Annotated in this window: 16 protein-coding genes and 1 tRNA gene; 8 read left to right on the top strand and 9 right to left on the bottom strand. The window is 70.6% G+C overall.

From position 1 onward, the window contains the following. Positions 1–27: 27 nt before the first annotated feature. Complete coding sequence (locus D3230_RS11495) at positions 28–789, bottom strand: LmeA family phospholipid-binding protein (protein WP_202345191.1); 762 nt, start codon at positions 787–789, stop codon at positions 28–30. A 49-nt stretch (positions 790–838) separates the two neighbouring features. Then, the gene (locus tag D3230_RS11490) at positions 839–2,509 is read right to left on the bottom strand and encodes an arginine--tRNA ligase domain-containing protein (protein WP_202345190.1); all 1,671 of its coding nucleotides are present in this window, start codon (positions 2,507–2,509) and stop codon (positions 839–841) included. A gap of 95 nt (positions 2,510–2,604) precedes the next feature. Here D3230_RS11490 and D3230_RS11485 point away from each other — a divergent pair. Further along, a tRNA-Arg gene (locus D3230_RS11485) sits at positions 2,605–2,677 on the top strand. Between the two features lie 78 nt (positions 2,678–2,755). On the opposite strand, the gene D3230_RS11480 is transcribed toward D3230_RS11485, so the two are convergent. After that, complete coding sequence (locus D3230_RS11480; protein ID WP_202345189.1) at positions 2,756–3,910, bottom strand: leucine-rich repeat domain-containing protein; 1,155 nt, start codon at positions 3,908–3,910, stop codon at positions 2,756–2,758. Positions 3,911–4,290: 380 nt separating this feature from the next. Here D3230_RS11480 and D3230_RS11475 point away from each other — a divergent pair, with 380 nt between their 5' ends. Continuing rightward, on the top strand, positions 4,291–5,811 hold the full coding sequence (locus D3230_RS11475) for a glycosyltransferase family 2 protein (protein ID WP_202345188.1): 1,521 nt from the start codon (positions 4,291–4,293) through the stop codon (positions 5,809–5,811). Positions 5,812–5,820: 9 nt separating this feature from the next. On the opposite strand, the gene D3230_RS11470 is transcribed toward D3230_RS11475, so the two are convergent. From D3230_RS11470 to D3230_RS11455, 4 genes are read right to left on the bottom strand one after another with little or no spacing between them, the layout of a single operon-like run. Continuing rightward, positions 5,821–7,059 (bottom strand): hypothetical protein, encoded by a 1,239-nt coding sequence (locus tag D3230_RS11470; protein ID WP_202345187.1) that lies wholly within the window; start codon positions 7,057–7,059, stop codon positions 5,821–5,823. Next, complete coding sequence (locus tag D3230_RS11465) at positions 7,049–7,798, bottom strand: TIGR03943 family putative permease subunit (protein ID WP_202345186.1); 750 nt, start codon at positions 7,796–7,798, stop codon at positions 7,049–7,051. Before D3230_RS11465 ends, D3230_RS11470 begins: the two co-directional genes overlap by 11 nt. Further along, entirely contained in the window at positions 7,788–8,825 is a 1,038-nt protein-coding gene (locus D3230_RS11460; protein ID WP_337249166.1) for a permease, read from the bottom strand. Before D3230_RS11460 ends, D3230_RS11465 begins: the two co-directional genes overlap by 11 nt. Further along, positions 8,822–9,487, bottom strand: coding sequence for an ATP-binding cassette domain-containing protein (locus D3230_RS11455; protein WP_237467470.1), 666 nt, complete (start codon positions 9,485–9,487; stop codon positions 8,822–8,824). Before D3230_RS11455 ends, D3230_RS11460 begins: the two co-directional genes overlap by 4 nt. 55 nt (positions 9,488–9,542) lie before the next feature. On the opposite strand from D3230_RS11455, the gene aztB reads away from it, so the two are divergent. Genes aztB through aztD form a run of 4 tightly spaced genes read left to right on the top strand, consistent with a single transcriptional unit; the run spans position 9,543 to position 13,967 of the window. Further along, positions 9,543–10,409, top strand: coding sequence for a zinc ABC transporter permease AztB (gene aztB / locus D3230_RS11450; RefSeq protein ID WP_202345184.1), 867 nt, complete (start codon positions 9,543–9,545; stop codon positions 10,407–10,409). After that, positions 10,406–11,668: an ABC transporter gene (locus tag D3230_RS11445; RefSeq protein ID WP_202345183.1), complete on the top strand. Its 1,263-nt coding sequence runs from the start codon at positions 10,406–10,408 to the stop codon at positions 11,666–11,668. The genes aztB and D3230_RS11445 overlap by 4 nt, the downstream gene beginning before the upstream one ends. After that, on the top strand, positions 11,665–12,675 hold the full coding sequence (locus D3230_RS11440) for a metal ABC transporter substrate-binding protein (protein WP_202345182.1): 1,011 nt from the start codon (positions 11,665–11,667) through the stop codon (positions 12,673–12,675). The genes D3230_RS11445 and D3230_RS11440 overlap by 4 nt, the downstream gene beginning before the upstream one ends. Before the next feature lie 50 nt (positions 12,676–12,725). Further along, positions 12,726–13,967, top strand: a complete 1,242-nt coding sequence (gene aztD / locus D3230_RS11435; protein ID WP_237467469.1) for a zinc metallochaperone AztD — start codon at positions 12,726–12,728, stop codon at positions 13,965–13,967. 82 nt (positions 13,968–14,049) lie between these two features. Here the strand turns inward: aztD and D3230_RS11430 are convergent, their stop codons facing one another. Then, on the bottom strand, positions 14,050–15,075 hold the full coding sequence (locus tag D3230_RS11430; RefSeq protein ID WP_202345181.1) for an NADP-dependent oxidoreductase: 1,026 nt from the start codon (positions 15,073–15,075) through the stop codon (positions 14,050–14,052). A 56-nt stretch (positions 15,076–15,131) separates the two neighbouring features. After that, a complete protein-coding gene (locus D3230_RS11425) occupies positions 15,132–15,524 on the bottom strand; it encodes a DUF1304 domain-containing protein (RefSeq protein ID WP_202345180.1) in 393 nt (130 codons plus the stop codon). Positions 15,525–15,616: 92 nt separating this feature from the next. On the opposite strand from D3230_RS11425, the gene D3230_RS11420 reads away from it, so the two are divergent. Both D3230_RS11420 and D3230_RS11415 read left to right on the top strand, forming a co-directional pair. Next, positions 15,617–16,279 carry a TetR family transcriptional regulator gene (locus tag D3230_RS11420; RefSeq protein WP_202345179.1) on the top strand — a complete coding sequence of 221 codons (663 nt, stop codon included), beginning with the start codon at positions 15,617–15,619 and terminating at the stop codon, positions 16,277–16,279. A 22-nt stretch (positions 16,280–16,301) separates the two neighbouring features. Beyond that, positions 16,302–17,420, top strand: coding sequence for a hypothetical protein (locus tag D3230_RS11415; protein ID WP_202345178.1), 1,119 nt, complete (start codon positions 16,302–16,304; stop codon positions 17,418–17,420). Positions 17,421–17,473 lie beyond the last annotated feature (53 nt).

Below are 17,473 nucleotides of genomic sequence, written 5' to 3'. Positions count from 1 at the left end.
CCCGCGGGGCCTTCCCGCCCGGGCGACTTACTCGCAGCTGCCCTTCGCGCGCTGTGCCGGATCGGACACGATGCCCGGGGCGAGGGACGCGTCGATGATCGCGGAACCGGTGCTGGACAGCGTGACCTCGGTGATCGTCACGCCCGCGGGGAGCTGATCCCGCACGCACACCGGCTCCGGGTGCAGCACCGGGTCGAGCAGGGTGCCGGTCGCCTCGGTGATCTGCTCGGCAGTGAGATCCAGCCCGGCCGCGCTCACCCGCTGCGGTTCGAGCAGGATGTCCCCGTCGACCACGCCGACCGAGAGCGAAATCGTGAGCGGAATGTCCTGCCCGAGCACGGAAATGCTCCGCCCGATCACCACGTTCCCGTCGCGCACCTCGCCCGTGGTTGCAACGCCCTTCGTAAGGAGACTCACGAAGGGCCCCAGCTGATCCTGCGGCACGGTGACGCGCACGTCGCCGTCACGGATCTCCCCGTTCAGCGGGTTGAATGGGACGAGGCCGGCCGCGAGCTCCGCGTCCGCGACGATGCCGTCGCGGATCGGGGCCTCCGGCACCGCGACGCGAACGTCGCCGATCCCACCCCGCAGGGCGTTCAGCAGCGCAGAACCGCCGAGTGACACGTCCACGGGGTGATCCCCGGAGAGCTTCAGCTGCGACCGCACCGCGTTCTCGATCACGCCGGGAACGATCAGGCGCAGCGCGAGCTCCCCCGCCCCGGCGAGCACCGCGAGCGCGATGAGCACACCCAGCAGCTTCTTCCACCAGCGAGGGGTACCGCGTGTCATGAGCGCTCCTTCGGGACTGATCGTGCGCCGAGCCTACCGGGAAATGCGGCTACATCCGCTCGGGCGCGCTCACACCCAACAGGTCCAGGCCGTTGCGCAGCACCTGCCCCGCGGCGTCGTTCAGCCACAGGCGCGTCCGGTGCAGGTCCGTGATCGGGTCTTCGCCCTGGGGCAGCACGCGGCAGTTGTCGTACCAGCGGTTGAACGCGGCCGCGAGTTCCTCCAGGAAGCGCGCAACGCGGTGCGGCTCCCGCAGCTCTGCCGCACCCGCGACGATCCCCGGGTACTGCTGCAGCTTGCCGAGCAGCTCCGCCTCGGTCTCGTGCGTGAGCAGTTCCGGCGCGAACGCGCTGCGATCCAGGCCGGCCGTGGCCGCGTTGCGATCCACGGCGCAGGTGCGCGCGTGGGCGTACTGCACGTAGAACACCGGGTTGTCGTTCGTGCGACTGCGCAGCTTCTCGCCGTCGAGCGCGAGCGGGGAGTCGGCCGGGTAGCGGGCGAGCCAGTACCGCAGCGCATCCGCGCCGAGCCACTCGAGCAGATCGTCGAGCTCGATGATGTTGCCGGCGCGCTTCGACAGGCGCGCGCCGTCGAGGTTCACGAGCTGGCCGATGAGCACGGAAATACCGGTCTCGATGTCGTCGCCCGCGGCCCCGGCGATCGCCGTGAGGCGCCCGATGTAGCCGTGGTGATCCGCACCCAGCAGGTAGATCTTCTCGGTGAAGCCGCGATCCATCTTGTCGAGGTAGTAGGCGGCATCCGCAGCGAAATAGGTGTAGATGCCGTTGCCGCGCGTAAACACGCGATCCTTGTCGTCGCCGAACGTCGTGGTGCGCACCCAGATCGCGTCGTCTTCCTCGAAGACGTGCCCCTGCGCCCGCAGGCGGTCCACGGCGGCCTCGATCGGGCTCGGGCTGCCGTCCGCGCCGGGCGTGTGCAGCGTGCGCTCGGAGTAGTACACGTCGAAGTGCACGTTGAAGCGCTCCAGCGAGTCCTTGATCTCCGCGAGCTGCAGCTGGTACGCGAGTTCCTGCGCCTGTTCGAGGGCGGCCTCGCGGTCGGCGGCGGCGAGCTCGGGCAGGTTCGGGATCTGCTGGCGCACGCGCTCCCCGAGCGACTGGATGTACTCACCCGGGTACGCGTCCTCGGGCGCGTCCTCGCCGAGCGCGGCCGCGAACACGGAGCGGCCGAACTTGTTCATCTGCGCGCCGGCGTCGTTGATGTAGTACTCGTTCGTCACCTCGGCACCGGCGGCCCGCAGCACGCGAGCGGTGGAGTCGCCGAGGGCGGCCCACCGGGTGTGGCCCATGTGCAGCGGCCCGGTCGGGTTCGCCGACACGAATTCGAGGTTGATCCGGTGCCCGGCGAGCACGTCCGTGCGGCCGTAGTTCTCGCCCTGCTCGACGACGCGGCGGGCGGTCTCCCCGGCGCTTGCCGCGTCGAGGGTGAGATTAATGAAGCCGGGCCCAGCGACCTCGGCCTTGGCAACACCGTCGATTCCCTCGGCGGCGGCGGCGATCTCCTGCGCGAGTTCGCGCGGGTTGACACCCAGGCGCTTGGCGAACTTCATGGCCACGTTCGAGGCCCAGTCGCCGTGATCTCGGTTCTTGGGTCGGTCCACCTGCGTGTCGGCGTCCGTCACGACGAGGTCGAGGCCGCGGGCCCCCACAATGTCGGTCACGATGCGGGCAAGGGCGGAGGCGAGTTCTTGTGGCGTCACAACACCACAGTCTAGCGGCGCGAACCGCCCGGCTCCGCCCACGGTGCACAACCCCGCCTCGGATATGCGCTAGGCTGGCGTGGTTGCAATTGCTCGCCTCCGTAGCTCAGGGGATAGAGCGCCGGTTTCCGGTACCGTAGGTCGGGGGTTCGAATCCCTCCGGGGGCACTGCAACACTGGCTTCCATCGCTCCGGCGGTGGGAGCCTTTTTCTTTGCCCGAAGTGCGCTCCCGAATCAGAATGAAGCTACCCGTCGCAGCGTGAGGCACCCCAGAACCACTGGTCGTCCCCCTCTCCCCAGCACGGAGAAAACTCCGTCTGCAGGGCCTGCGTGGGAGTCATCGCGCCCGCGCTGTGAGTTCCGGCCGCAGGCTCATCGATTTCCGGCAGCTGCTCGACGTGTTCGGGGTCCAAGTATCCGCCTACACTGGCAACCCAGTCTGCCGACGGCCCAAATTCCTCGAGATGGGAGATCTTGCCCTTGCGCCCAATCCCCGTCACTTCCAACGTCCCCTGACTTCCCAGAGGAACCGGCCCGAGGAAGACAAAAGAAGTCAACAGACGATTGAAATTGAACGCGGACTCCAGGCGACTGAGAGACCGCGGAAACGTCACGGTAGTCAGTTCATTGTCGTTGAAGGCCGACTCCCCAATTGTCGAGAGACCCCCTGGAAACTCGATCGAGGGCAATCGATTCTCGGCAAAAGCGGCAAACCCGATCTCAGAAAGGGTGTCGGGAAGCGCGACTGATGTCAGCTGGTTGAACTGAAACGCGTAGTCGCCCACACTCGTGACGCCCTCAGGAATCTGCACAGAGGTGAGCTTGTTCCCGAGAAACGCAGAGTCCGGGACCTCGGTGAGGCCGTTGGACAACACCGCTGACTTCAGCTGGGAGTAACTGAATGCGTGGACCCCGAGCGAAGTCACGCTGTCAGGAAGAACAATCTCGTCCAAGTGAGTCCGAGAAAACGCGTAATCTCCAATTGTGGTGACACCGTCAGGGATCGTCACGGAGCTGATGGGTTGCGATACGAACGCAGAGTCGCCGATCGTCTTCAGGTTCGTGGCATCGCCGAGCTCAATTTGCCACAGAGGCTGCATGAACGCGAATGGGCCGATATCCGTCACATCGTAGGTCTGACCACCGAAGGTCACTGTGGGAGGAACACGCTGAAGGTAGTACCCCTCTGCGAGCACCACCCCGGTGACCGTAACGGTGCCAGGAGACGACTCATTCACTCGGTAGCTCAGCGTTCCGACAGCGAACTCATCGTCCGCATGGGCCGGCACCGGGAACGCCAACAGCCCGAATAGCGCTGAAAGCGTGAGGAGGACAGCCGCGAATGACTGACTTCGTCGCCAGCTGAACGAGCGCCGCCCTCCAGCAATTCCGTGACGCATATCGACCCTACTCCCCCTGATGCGATGAGCCTCCTGTGACACACATCGAGGCTCGCACCATCAATAGTGTGAAGCTAGACCGTGCCCCACAAACAATCAAATTTTTCTGGACTCTGGCCATACTTGACCACTGTCCCCTAACCTTACACTCACCTGCACAGCCCCTCCACCACCCCTACCCGGCCTTGCCCACCCCCACGGCACCGAGATCTCGATCTCGCACGGCATCTGACGGAGAAAGGCCCCAACCTGGCGTCTCGCGGGGGTCCGGTCGCCCCTCACCCCAGCGGAACCCCTCAGCCGACCCTCATGCTTCCGCGAGTACGCTCAGGGATGCTGCAGGAGGGTCCGCCTCCCTGCCGAGCAGGACGGACCACCCGATGCATTCCCTTTCCCACCCCCGCGTGAGCGTGATTGTTCCCGTGTACAACGCCATGCCCTACCTCACGGGCGCGCTCGAGTCGGTGCTCGCGCAGGATCTTCCCGAACTCGAGATCATCGCGGTCAACGACGGCTCGACCGATGGTTCCGGGGCCGAGCTCGATCGCTTCGCCGCGCGAGATCCGCGCGTCCTGGTGATCCATCAGGCCAACAGCGGGTGGCCCGGGCACCCGCGCAACCGCGGCATCGAGCGCGCCGCGGGCGAGTACCTGTTTTTCATGGATGCCGACGACACGATGGCACCGCATGCGCTGCGCAGCATGGTGGAGCTCGCGGAGCGGTCCCCGGCGAAGCCGCCCGCCGAGATCGTGATCCCGCGCTTCGCGGGCACCGGCGGCCGCCAGGTGCAGTCGCTGTACAGTCGCCACCCGCAAGGCGCGATCTCGATCTCGCGCGCGATGGAGACGCTGTCCCCGCAGAAGCTGTTCCGCCGGGAGTTCATCGAGCGGCACGGGCTCACCTTTCCGGAGGAGCAGGTGCGGCTCGAGGACGGGATCTTCGTGGCCCAGGCCTACACCCGTGCGAACCGGATCATGTTCTGCGGCACCGACCCGCTGTACTTCATCGCGCTGCGCGACGACGGGCAGAATATTTCGTCCCGCAGCATCGACCCCGAGAACTACGTTGCATCCTGCCGCCGAATCGCGCAGATCCTGCGTGACGGCAGCGCGGACACCGAGACCGGCGACCGTCTGGTCCTCCAGTTCTTTCAGCGGAAAGGACTCCGCTTCTACGCCCCGAAGCGGTGGCACCGCATGTCGCCCGAGACCCGCACCCAGTGGGTCGGGCTGCACCGCGCGTTCCTGCGAGACTTCGTGCCCGAGGCGCGCGATGCGTCGCTGCCCCATCCCACGGACCGGCGCAAGCTCGGACTCATCCGCGCGGGCGATGTCGCCGGGATCGACGCGCTCGTCGCGGCCGAACCGGGCCTCGCACACGCCGCGCGCGCGATCCGGTTCGAGGCGTCCGCGCACGGCCTGGAGCTTCGCGTCGCGCTCGTGCCCGAGGAGGCCAGCACCCGCTTCCCCACCGCCCCGCCCTCCGCAGTCAGGCTCGGCGCGCTTCGCGCGGTGGACCGGCTGAGCACCGCCTGTGCGGGCACCCGCGGCGTGCGCGGCGCGAGCCGCCGTCTTGCCGGTGCGCTCGCGAACAGGCTCCCGAACGCGACGTTGATCCTCAACGGCCGCCGCCGGAACCGTTCGGCGACCCTGATCGGCCGCCCGGTGGGCGTCGACGCGGGTGCCGGGGCGCCCGAGTACTCCTTCTTCCTCTCGGAGCAACTGCTCGCGAGCTTCGGGCAGGACCGGGTGGACCTCTGGACCGTCGCGGGGATCGGGGCAGCGCTCTCGGGTGGCCGCGTCCGCCTGACCGCCAGCCCAGAGGCCGTCACCGCGAGTGCCGCCGAACGCTGCTATGTGACCCGGCAGGGCAACGCCTCGCTGCGCCTGTCCGCCGGGTAACCCCTCGCCTCAACACCAGTGCGGCGCGAAGCCGATCAGGCTGCGGAGCAGCACCCCCGATCGGGCATCACGGAACTGCGTCACGGTGTGCGTCAGGCCGGGCCGCCCCGGCCGACCGTCGGGCTGACCCTCCGCCGAGGTGATCTCCACGGCAACGATGCGGCCACCCGGGGCCGCGCAGATGGCACCCACGCGGCTGCCGGATCCGGGCGGCGTGAACCACTCGCGTGCGCCATCGGCGGTGCGCCGGATCACGTGGCGCCGGTCGGCGCTCGGCAGCATCTCGGCCCCGTCGGACACGGTGACGGCACCGTCCGGCGCGGGGAGCAGCAGCGCGCGGGGATCGTCGGGTGGGATCCGCGTCGCCGGCTCCCCCAGGAGCGGATGCGCCCGCCAGCTCTGGCCGGCGGCGTCACGGATCACGAGCTCGCCGTCCCCGGGCACGAAGCGCCAGTCGGCCACGGAAATGGCGGCACCGGCCTCGTCCCGAACCACCGCGGGTGCGCCCGTCGCGCTTCGCCCGTCAAACACGAGCAGGGCGCGCTCGAGGAGCTGCCCGTCGACCACGAGCCCCGTCGCGACGACCCCAAACGACAGCGCCGCCGGATCCGCCCGAAGCGCTGACAGATCTCCGTCGGTGTCTCGGATGACCGGCTGGGAGGTGCCGTCGGCGATCGCGTAGGTGCCGAGCGCCTGCTGCGCGGAGTCCGGTGTGCCCGCATCGTGCAGCACCACAACGCGATCGGGGAGCATCGCGTACTCGCGAACGCCCACCCCCGGGAGAAAATCGGTCGGGCGGCCGCCCCGCACCAGGTCATCGCTCACGAAGCGATCCTGCCCCGGGCCGCCCCGCACCAGCGTGGTGACGCGGGTGTCCGGGGCTGCCAGGCTCGTAACCAGCTCGCCGCGCACGCCCGTCGCCGTGCCCGTCACCCGCAGCGTCAGCTGCAGCGTGCTGGCATAGTCGAGCCGGGTCCCGAGTCGCAGGGTGACCGCGGCCCCAGCCGTGGACACGGTGAGGGGGACCTCGGGTTCGGTGCGGATGTCGGCGGGGGCGACCGCGGCGATGGGCTGACTGAGCCGAATGGTGATGTTCGCCCCGTCGGTCTCGGCGAGCGCCGCCGGACGTGATTCGACCGCGATGATGCGCGGGGGCTGCAGCACGTTCGCGGCGGCGAGTCCCGTCGCCCCGAGCAACACCGCGCTGAGGATGCCGGCGGTGCGCGCGCGGAATCGGCTAGCTGACATAGGGATCCTCCGGTTCGGCGGTGGGTGCCATGCGTGCGGGCAAGAGCACCGCCGCCCAGCGGCTCGTGACGCTCGGGTTCGCCGCGAACACCCCGGTGGTCTGGACCCAGTCACCCGGGGCAAACTCCGCCTGCCACCCGGGCCGGTACACGGGCACCCCCACGGCTTGGGCGTCGACCGCGCAGCAGGTAATGGCGTACCGGGTCACCACGAACAGCGACTCGGGATCGTCGGCATCCGGGGTGATGAAGCCCACCAGCTCGGCTGCGCGTCCCGTGATCGCCGCGGAGTCGGCCCCGCGCACGAGGAGCGCCCACTGGCGGATGGTGAGTTCGCCGTCGTCACGCTGGGCGAGATCGGCCGTGCCCGCGGCGGTTTCCGGGCCGATCCCGAGTCCCATCGCTTCCGGGGCCGCGCGCTGGGCCACGGCCTCCGGGCTCAGCGTTGCCGGTGGCAGGAGCACGACCGCCCCGGCGCAGCACAGCGCGAGCACCGTGCCGAGCGGGCGTCGCCAGCCGCGGGGCTGCCGTGCCACGGTGTGCCGCGGCTGCGCAGAGCCGCGCACCGCGCAGGCCGCGCACCACGCGACGCCGGCGAGGGACACCATCACGATGGTGAACGTCACGGAGCGGGGATGGATGTACCACTCGAGCCGGCCGGACAGCGCGAGCGAGAGCGTGACCGCGATGCCGGCGACGAGCAGCACGAGCCCGGGGCGGCGGTTCGGTTTAGGCGACAAGATTCATCCCCCACCCGATCGCCGCGGCGCACGCGGCGGCGGTACCGCCGAGGAGCGCGATCGTGCGCCCCGTGAAGGTGGTCCGCAGCAGCGCCACCATTTTCACGTCCATCATCGCGCCGAAGAGCAAGAAGGCGACGATGCTTCCCGGCAGAAACGCGGCGCTCAGCGAGAGGATGAAAAACGCATCAACGTTGGAGCACAGCGAGATGACGAACCCGAGTGCGAGGAGCGCCAGCACCGACCAGAGGGGGTGTGCGCCGAGCGCAATGAGCACGCTGCGCGGCACGCCCACCTGGATCGCCCCCGCGAGGAGTGATCCGAACGCGAGGGCCGGCATCAGCTGCGACAGCTCCGTGAGAAAACTGTCGGCGCTCCGGGCGATGCGGCTCCCACTCGGTGCGTGCGCATGATCGCAGGCGGCACGGAACCCCGGTGCGAGCAGGTCCCGCGGCTGCGGGTGCGCGCTGAGCCACCAGCCCAGCAGGTTCGCGATCACGAACCCTCCGCCGATGCGCGCGATCAGCACCCACGAGTCCCAACCGAACGCGTGAGCGGTGGTGAGGATCGTGACCGGATTCAGGATCGGAGCGGCGAGCAGGAAGGTGATGGCCTCGGCAGGGCTGAAGCCGCGCTGGATCAGGCCGCGCGCCAGCGGCACGTTGCCGCACTCGCAGACGGGCAGCACGACGCCGCACAGCGAGAGCACCACGCGGCGCGGCCACGGGCGGCGCGGCAGGAGGCGCTCGAGCGCCCCGGCGGGCAGCCACACCTGCACCCCGATGGACAGCAGTGTCCCCAGGATCACGAAGGGCAACGATTCGACGAACACGGCGAGGGCGAGGGTGACGAGGTCGCTCGCCGCGGCGGGCAGCCAGGGCGCATCGCCCGGCAGGATCGCGCGCACGGCAATCAGCGCGAGCACTGTCGCCCCGCCCGCGATCGCATACGCGAACGTGCGTGTGCCGGTGCGGGTGCCAGTCCGGTGCGGCACCCCGGGCGGCCGCGCCCGCGCGAGGAGACTCACGCCGTCGCCACGGCGTCGAGGGGGATGTTCCGATCCGCGGCGGCGATGTCTTCGGGGTCGTGGCTCACGCAGCACACGGCGACGCCCCGGTGGGCGGCCGCGGCGAGGATGTCTCGCGTCCGCGCACGGCTTGCGGCGTCGAGGCCGGCGGCCGGTTCGTCGAGCAGCAGGATCGGTGCGCCGGTGGCCAGCCCCTGAGCGATGAGCACGCGCTGCCGCTGGCCGCCCGAGAGCCCGGCGAAATCGCGTGCCGCGAAGCCTGCGAGGTCCACGGCGGCGAGCGCGCCGGCCACGGCTCCCGCGATGTCGCGCCGGCGGCGTCGTGGTGCGGGGGCCCAGCCGGGTGCGGCGCTGCGCGTGGCGCGCCGGCCGGGGCGCGCGGCCCCGATCGCGACCGCGTCGCCGACGGTGAGCGGAAGCCCGGGTGGGGCGAGGGGGCGCTGCACCACGAGCGCCACCGGGCCGGCCCGCCGCACGGTGCCCGCGTGGGGGGCGCGCACGCCGGCGAGGATCTCCAGCAGTGTGGATTTGCCGGCACCGTTGGGGCCCGTGATCACGGTCACGGTACCCCAGGACACGCGGAGATCGATCCCGGTCAGCACCGGACGGTGGCCATATCTGGCGTGGATTCCGGCGGCCCGGATCGCGGTGTCGTGTTCCATGACACGAAATCTATCATGTTGAGAATGGTTCTCGTTATCTGTATGGTCGTCTCCCATGCACTGGATTCTCGACGCCCTCGGCACCGCGTTCTTCGCTCGTGCCCTCGTGGGCGGTGCCCTCGTGGCGATCATCTGTGGGGTCGTCGGCACCTGGGTCGTGATCCGCGGGATGGCGTTTCTGGGCGAAGCGCTCGGGCACGGCATGTTGCCCGGGGTGGCCGTCGCGACGCTCGCCGGCGCGCCGCCGATGCTCGGTGGCGCCGTCACCGCGGCCCTCATGAGCGCGCTGATCGGGGCGCTCCAGCGGCGCGGCAAGCTCTCGTACGACACCAGCATCGGCCTGCTCTTTGTGGCCATGCTGGCGCTCGGGGTGATCATCGTCTCGCACTCCGGCAGCTTTGCCACCGACGCGACCGCCCTGCTCTTCGGCGACGTCCTGGCGATCTCCACCGCCGATCTGCTGCTCCTCGCTGTCGCGACGGCCCTCACCATCGCGGTGGCGGCCGCCGGACACCGGGCCTTCGTCGCGCTCGCCTTCGACCCGCGGATCGCCCAGGCGCTCGGGCACCGCGTCAGGCTCGCGGGCGCCGCGCTCACCGGGCTCGTGACGCTCGCCGTTGTCGCGTCCGCCCAGGCCGTCGGCACGCTCCTCGTCGTCGCGCTGCTGCTCGGGCCGGCCGTCGCCGCGACCCCGTGGAGTCGCCGGATCCCCGACCGCATGGCGCTCGCCGGCGTCGCAGGCATCGCGGCGGTGGGGCTCGGCTTGGCGGTGTCCTGGCACGCCGCCACCGCGGCCGGGGCCACGATCGCGATCAGCGCGATCGCGCTCGCCGGCGCATCGCATCTCGCGCACCTCATCACCACCCGCCCGCGCCCCTCGCGCGCGCCCCTGCCCGCCTCTCCGCTGGAAAGTCACGCATGAACCTCACCCCCAGAACCGCCGCCATCGGCACGCTCCTCGCCTTCACCCTCACCGGCTGCACGGCGGCCACGCCGCAGCCACAGGCTCCCCGGCCGGACACGCCCCCGTCGGCCGCGACCGACGCGCCCCACGGCGACATTGCGGGGGCCGAGGAGCTCGGCGAAGCCCCGCTGCACCTCGTCACCATCGACCCGCAGGGCGCGGTGGGACTGCTCGACCTGCTGAGCGGATCCGAGTCGACCCTCGGCACCATCGCTCCGCCGGCCACCGCCGCGACCGACGGCAGGTACGTCTTCGCCGCCCGTGACGACGGGCTCGACATCGTCGACAGCGCCGCGTGGACGTGGGATCACGGGGACCACTTTCACTACTACCGCGGCACGCCCGCTCTGCTCGGCACCGTGCCCGGGGCGGGCGTGGCCACCACCGTCGGCGGCCCCCTCGCGACCGCGGGGCACACCGGTGTCTTCTTCCCGGATACCGGCGAGGCGGTACTGCTCGACAACGCGGCACTCTCCGAGGGCCGGATCACCGAGTCATTCCGGCTCGCCGGTGCACCGCACGCCGGGCTCCTGGTTCCGCTCGGCGAGGGGGCCGTGGTGACGGAGCTCGGCGCGGCCGCGGCTACCGAGGGGCGGGCCGACCGGCTCCGATTCCTCGCCGCCGACGGGACGCCGTCTGATTCCGGTGCGGCGTGCCCGGCGGCCGCTGGCGCTCACCCCACCCGCGCGGGCGTGGTGATCGGCTGCAGCGACGGGGCCGTGCTCGGCACCATCGCCGAGGACGGAACGCCGAACTTCGCGCATCTCCCCCTGCCGGATCTCGGCGTCGCACCCGCGACCGCGTTCGCGGGACGCATGGGCCGCCCCACCGTCGCCGGGCTCGGCACGGATCCGGGGTTCTGGCTGCTCGACACCCGCGCTCAGAGCTGGGAATGGACCCCGACCGACGTGCCGCTCCTCCGCGCGGTGGCCGTGGACGATGCGGTGGGCCACGTGGTGGTGCTCGATCAGACCGGCCGCGTCCGGGTGTTCGCCGAGGGCAGGGAACGTGCCGCGACCGAGCCGCTCCTCACCGCGGCGGATCTCGCGGACGCGGCCGAGCCGGCGCTCTCCCTCACGGTCGACGCAAACCGGGCCTATCTCGGTTCGCCGGAACTCGGGACCGTCTTCGAGATCGACTTCGCGGACTCGGCGCGCGTCGCACGCGAGCTCCATCCCGGGGTCGCCCCCGCCTTCCTCGCGGAGACCGGGCGATGAGCGGGACCGGGAACGGCCGGGTCGCCGTGCCGCGGCCCCCGCGACTCCGGCGCCTGGGCGCGGGTCTCGCGTTCGCCGCGCTGCTCGCCCTGGCCGGGTGCGCGCCCGGCGCCGCCACGGGCAGCACGGCGGCGCACGCGCCCACCATCATGGTCACCACCAATATCCTGGGCGACGTCGTCGAGAACATCGTGGGCGACGCGGCCGCGGTGACCACGCTCATGCGCCCGAACGCCGACCCGCACTCCTTCGAGATCTCCGCCCCGCAGGCCGCGGCGCTCGAACGCGCGGACCTCGTCGTCGCGAGCGGTCTGGGACTCGAGGAGGGCGTGCAGCACCACTTGGACCGCGTCAGCGAGGCGGGCGGCGCGCTCTTTGTTGCTGGGGAGCACATCACGCCGCTGGGCGCGGGGCTCGCGGGCGCGGATTCCGATCCCGCAGCCCCCGATCCGGCGACGCCCGATCCCCACTTCTGGACCGACCCGCAGCGCATGGACGACGTGATTGCCGCCCTGACGGAGACGCTCACGAGCGGCGCACTCCCGGGCTTCGACCCCACGGCCCGCACCCAGATCGCCGAGCGCGGTGCCGCCTACCGGGCGGAGCTCGGTGCCCTTGACCGAGACATCGCGGACCGCTTTGCTGCGATCCCCCGAGCACAGCGAACGCTCGTCACCAATCACCATGTCTTCGCCTATCTCGCCGAGCGCTACGATTTCCGCATTCTCGGAACCGCGATCCCGGGCGGCACCACCCTCGCGGCCCCGAGCGCGGCCGATCTGAACGAGCTCGTGGACGCCATCACCGCAGCGGGCGTGCCCACGATCTTCGCGGAGTCTTCCGCGCCGGATCGGCTGATGCGGGTCCTCGCCGACGAAGCCGGCATTGACGTCGCCGTCGCGGAACTCTACACCGAGTCACTCTCGCCGCCGGGCGGTGGCGCGGAGAGCTACCTGGAGATGCTCGCCACCAATGCCGCACGCATCGCGGACGGCCTCGGATCCTGACCCCCGGCCGCACCGCGGCCACCCACCCCACACCCCCAGAAAGGGAACGCATGAATCACCCCACTTCCACCCGCCCGAGGTCAGCGCGGCACGCCCGCCTGATGCTCAGCATCGCGGCGAGCGCGGGGCTCGCGCTGCTCGCCAGCGGCTGCGCCACGCCCGGCGAACCCGCGGCCGGGTCGAACCCGGAGACCGCGCCGCTCGCCTCGGCTCAGCGGCTCGCCGTCACCACGAACGGCGGCATCACGGTGCTCGACGCGAGTGGCCTCGCTGACGGCACCCTCACCGCGGTCGACAGCCTCGACACCGAGGAGTTCACTCGCCTCAACGCGTTTGGCGACGGGCGCCACCTGCTCGTCACCACCTCGCGGGGATTCGAGGTGCTCGACACGCACGCCGCGGAACTCACCGGGCTCGTGTTCCCCGCGACCGCGGCGGGACACGTGGTGCGGCACGACGGCCACACGGTGCTGTTCGACGACGGCACCGGGCGCACCACCGTGCTGGAGTCAGACGCGCTCTCCGCGGACAACACGACGATGCCCGAGAGCCGGGTGCACGAGGCGGCTGCACCGCACCACGGCGTATCGATCGTGCTCGGGGACGGCACGCTCCTGACCACGGTCGGCGATGCGAACACGCGCAGCGGCGCCGCCGCGCTCGAGGCGCACGACGATCACTGGCACGAGCACGACACCTCGCGCGACTGCCCCGGCATTCATGGTGAGGGCACCGCGCAGGGTGAGGCCGTCGTGTTCGGCTGCGAGAACGGCGCGCTCCTCTTTACCGACGGAACGTTCACGAAGCTGCCGGCCCCCGACGCCTACGGCCGGATGGGGAACGCCTTTGTGTCGGAGGAGAGCCCGCTGGTGGTCGGCGACTACAAGAACGACCCCGACGCCGAGGGATACCTCCTCGACGCCGTGACCCTCATCGATACCCAGGCCCAGACGCTGCGGGTCGCCGAGCTGCCGGACGAGGTGCGGTATACCTACCGCGACGTGGTGCGCGGACCGGAGGGCCACGCCTACATTCTCTCCACTGACGGCGCCATCCACGTGCTCGATGCCGCGTCAGGCAAGATCCTGGACGCGTTCCCCGTCATTGACCCGTGGACGGGTCCGGCCGACTGGCAGGACCCGCACCCGACGATCGTCGCCGACGGTGACGTTGCCTACGTGACCGAGCCGGCGAGCCGGGCCGTGCACGCGGTAGACCTCACGACGGGCGCGACCCTCGCGAGTGTCACCCTCCCGGACGCACCCAACGAGATCGCGGTCGCACTCGGCTAGCGCTCACCCCGGGGCGGTGGGTGCGAGACGCTCAGGCGTGCCGCACCCACCGCCCCCTCGCGCTCGGACGCGCTCGGTTGCGCTACGCGCCAACCCGCACCAGCATTTTGCCGGTGTTCGCCCCGCGGAGCATGTCCAGGAACGCGTCGACCGTGTGCTCGATCCCGTCCACGATTGTCTCGTCGAACACGATCTTGCCCGCCGCCATCCACTCGGCCATGCGGCCCTGGAACTCGGGCGCGAGGTCGAGATGCTGACCAATCGTGAACCCCTCGAGGCGGAGCGCCCGGGTGATGATATTCGCGAGGTTCGCGGGGCCCGGGACCGGCTCGGACGCGTTGTAGCTCGAGATCGCCCCGCACAGCGCGGCGCGGCCGCCGTCGCGGAACGCATCGAGCGCGGCGCCCAGATGGTCGCCGCCCACGTTGTCGAAGAACACATCAATCCCGTCGGGTGCCGCGGCCGCGAGCAAGGCACTCACCTCACCGTCGCGGTAGTTGAATGCCGCGTCGAAGCCGTACTTCTCGGTCAGGAGCGCCACCTTTTCCGGCGTTCCCGCGGATCCGACGACCCGGCCGGCCCCGAGAAGTCTCGCGATCTGGCCGACGGCGGTGCCGACCGAGCCGGCAGCCCCGGAAACGAACACGGTGTCCCCCGGCTGCATCGCCGCGATCCGGGTCAGCCCCGCGTAGGCGGTCAGGCCCGTCATTCCGAGGATGTGCAGGCGGAGCGAGAGCGGGACCCCCGGCAGGTCCGGCACCACGCGGAATGTCGCCGCGTCGCCCTGCACTACGTCGGCCCAGCCGCGCTGGTGCAGAACCGCGGCCCCCACCGGCACATCCGCCGCCGCCGAGGCGACCACGCGCCCCACGGCGCCGCCGAGGATGGTCTCCCCCAGCTCGTAGGGGGCGACATAGCTGCGCGCGTCATTCATGCGCCCGCGCATGTAGGGATCGACCGAGACGAACTCGTTGCGCACGCGGATCTCCCCAGGCTGGAGCGGCCCGAGTGCGATCTGCACGGTGCGGAAATCCTCGGCGGTCGGCCATCCGATGGGGCGCGAGACGAGCTGGATCTGGGTGCTGATGTCGTGCGTGTCAGTGGTCATTCGGGGGCCTCCTGGGTGGTGGGTGGGGACAGGGACCGGCTCATGCCGGGCCGTGGTTAGTGTGCGGTGAGCAGTGCGACGGTCAGCAGCACCGTGCTCAGGAGCGGCAGCGTGCCCTGCGTGAGCGCGGCAGCGGCCCGGGCGCGGTTCGCAAGCACCAGCACGAGGCTTGCGGCAAGCATCGACCCGATCCCCGTGAACACGAGCGTGAGGCCGACGGCCGGTGATCCCGCCGCCGTCACAGTGATGCCGAGGCCCACCGCAACCGCGAGAAACAGATTGTAGAAGCCCTGGTTGAAGGCGAGCTCCTTGGTCGCCGCCGCCTCGCTCGGCGAGGTGCCAAAGGTCGCGCGAGCGCGGGGTCCGAGCCACGCAATCGACTCCAAGACAAAGATGAACACGTGGAGCACCGCGGCGAGCGCCGCGAGGACTAAGCCGGCAACGAGCATTGCGCCCCCTTCGGGAATGGGGTCGTCACGCGACCCTTTCTGTAATGATCGTTCCAATATATACTGAACTGGTCAGTACAGAAAGAGGAATCGTGGCCCGCACCCCCGCGTTCGATCACACGTCGGCCGTGCGCGCCGCCCTCGACGTGTTCTGGCGCGTCGGCTACGACGCCGCATCGATCCCCGAGCTCGAGCGCGCCACGGGGCTGAGCCGATCCAGCATGTACAACTCCTTCGGCTCAAAGCGGGGGCTCTTCGACGCGGCGGTGCAGTTCTATCTCGACCGTGTGGTGCGCCCCCGGCTGCAGCCGCTCACGGCCGACCCCACCACACCCGACGCGATCGACACCTACCTCACCGGACTCCGCGACGCCCTCGCTCGCCCCGACGCGCTCCCAGCACTCGGCGGGTGCCTCCTCATCAACACGGCGGGATCCGCCCTCGCGGACGACCCGGTGGTCGCCGCAACCATCGCGGCCTACCGCGCAGAACTCTTCGCCGCGATCCGGCGCGGCGTCTCCGCCCGCCTACCCGCACACGACCCCGCGACCATCGATCGGCTCGCACACGCGTGCACCGGCCAGGTGGTGGCGGCATTCGCCCTCGTGCGCGTCTCCGCCGCCGAGGCGGCACAGGCGCTCACGACCGCCCGCGAACTCATTGCCGCGTGCGAGGAGGCCACTTCGGCTCACCAGATCGGGCATGATGGGAACCTATCCCTCTGCGCCCCGGTGCGGCGGGGCCCAGTCCCCTGAGCGCATCCCGAAGGAGCCCCGAATGAGCGCGGTCCCACCCCTCCCCGCGGCCCACGAACGGCGCCTCCGAGAGCTCGAACGCGAGAACCGAAAGCTGCGCGCCCAAGCCCAGCCACGGCGCATGGGACGCAGCGTCCTCTCCGCACTCGCGCTCACGCTCGCGGTCCTGCTCGCCCCGGTGGCCGTCCTCGGGTCCTGGGTGCGCGTCGAGCTCGTCGATACGGACCGCTTCGTCGCGACGCTGGCACCGCTTGCCTCGGATCCTGCCGTGCAGGGGTTCCTCAGCGATGAGGTCATGGCCACCGTGGACGCCCAGGTCGATTTCGACGGGATTGTCGATTCGGTCGTGACCGGGCTCACGAGCCTGGACCTGCCGCAGGAAGCGGACGCAGCCCTCACACTCCTCGCCGTTCCGGCGGCCCAGGGCATGCGGTCGGTCGTCGCAACCGCCGTTGAGGATACCGTCGCTTCAGACGCGTTCTCGGGGACGTGGCAGCTCGCCCTCACGCAGACGCACCGGGCCACCGTGGCGCTCCTGCAGGGCAACACGAACGGCCTTCTCACCCTCGACCGCGACACCGGAACCCTCGCGCTCGAAGCCGGGGTGATCGTTGACGAGGTGCGAGCCCAACTCGAGGCACGGGGGATGGCATTCGCGTCGATGATCCCCCGCACCCACGCCTCGATCCCGCTCGCGACCTCGGACGCGATGGTCGGCGCCCAGCTCGGGTATGCGTCCGCGGTCGCGGTCGGCGCCCGGCTCCCGTGGGTAGCGCTCGGGCTCCTGGCCGGGGGCATCGCGCTCGCCCGCCGGCGCACGCGCGCGCTCGCCCGCACGAGTCTCGGCCTCGTCGCGGCGTTTCTGCTGCTCAGCGGAGCGCTGAGCCTCGGGGCGGCATATTTCGAGACCACCGTGAGCCCCGGCATCATGCCACTCTCGACCGCTGCCGCGCTGACTACCCAGCTGACCGCTTCCCTCCGCGCCGCCCTGGCGGCGCTCGCGTTCGCGGCGGCACTGGTCGCCGTAGCCGCGATATTGCTCGGTCCGTCACGCGGGGCGGTTGCGCTGCGCAGCGCCCTGGCCGCGGGCTTCAGCCGGGTGCGCGCCGCCTCTAGCTGTACTGACCTCGACCGTTGTTGACTCGATCGATCGGAGTTTGGCCTCCGATACCAAGGTGGGGCCTGTCTAGGTTG

The sequence above is a fragment of the Leucobacter chromiireducens subsp. solipictus genome, from assembly GCF_016758195.1.
In the GTDB taxonomy this organism is placed as follows: domain Bacteria; phylum Actinomycetota; class Actinomycetes; order Actinomycetales; family Microbacteriaceae; genus Leucobacter; species Leucobacter solipictus.
Note: the sequence above shows the minus strand (reverse complement) of the source record. Positions and strands in the feature narration are given on the sequence as shown.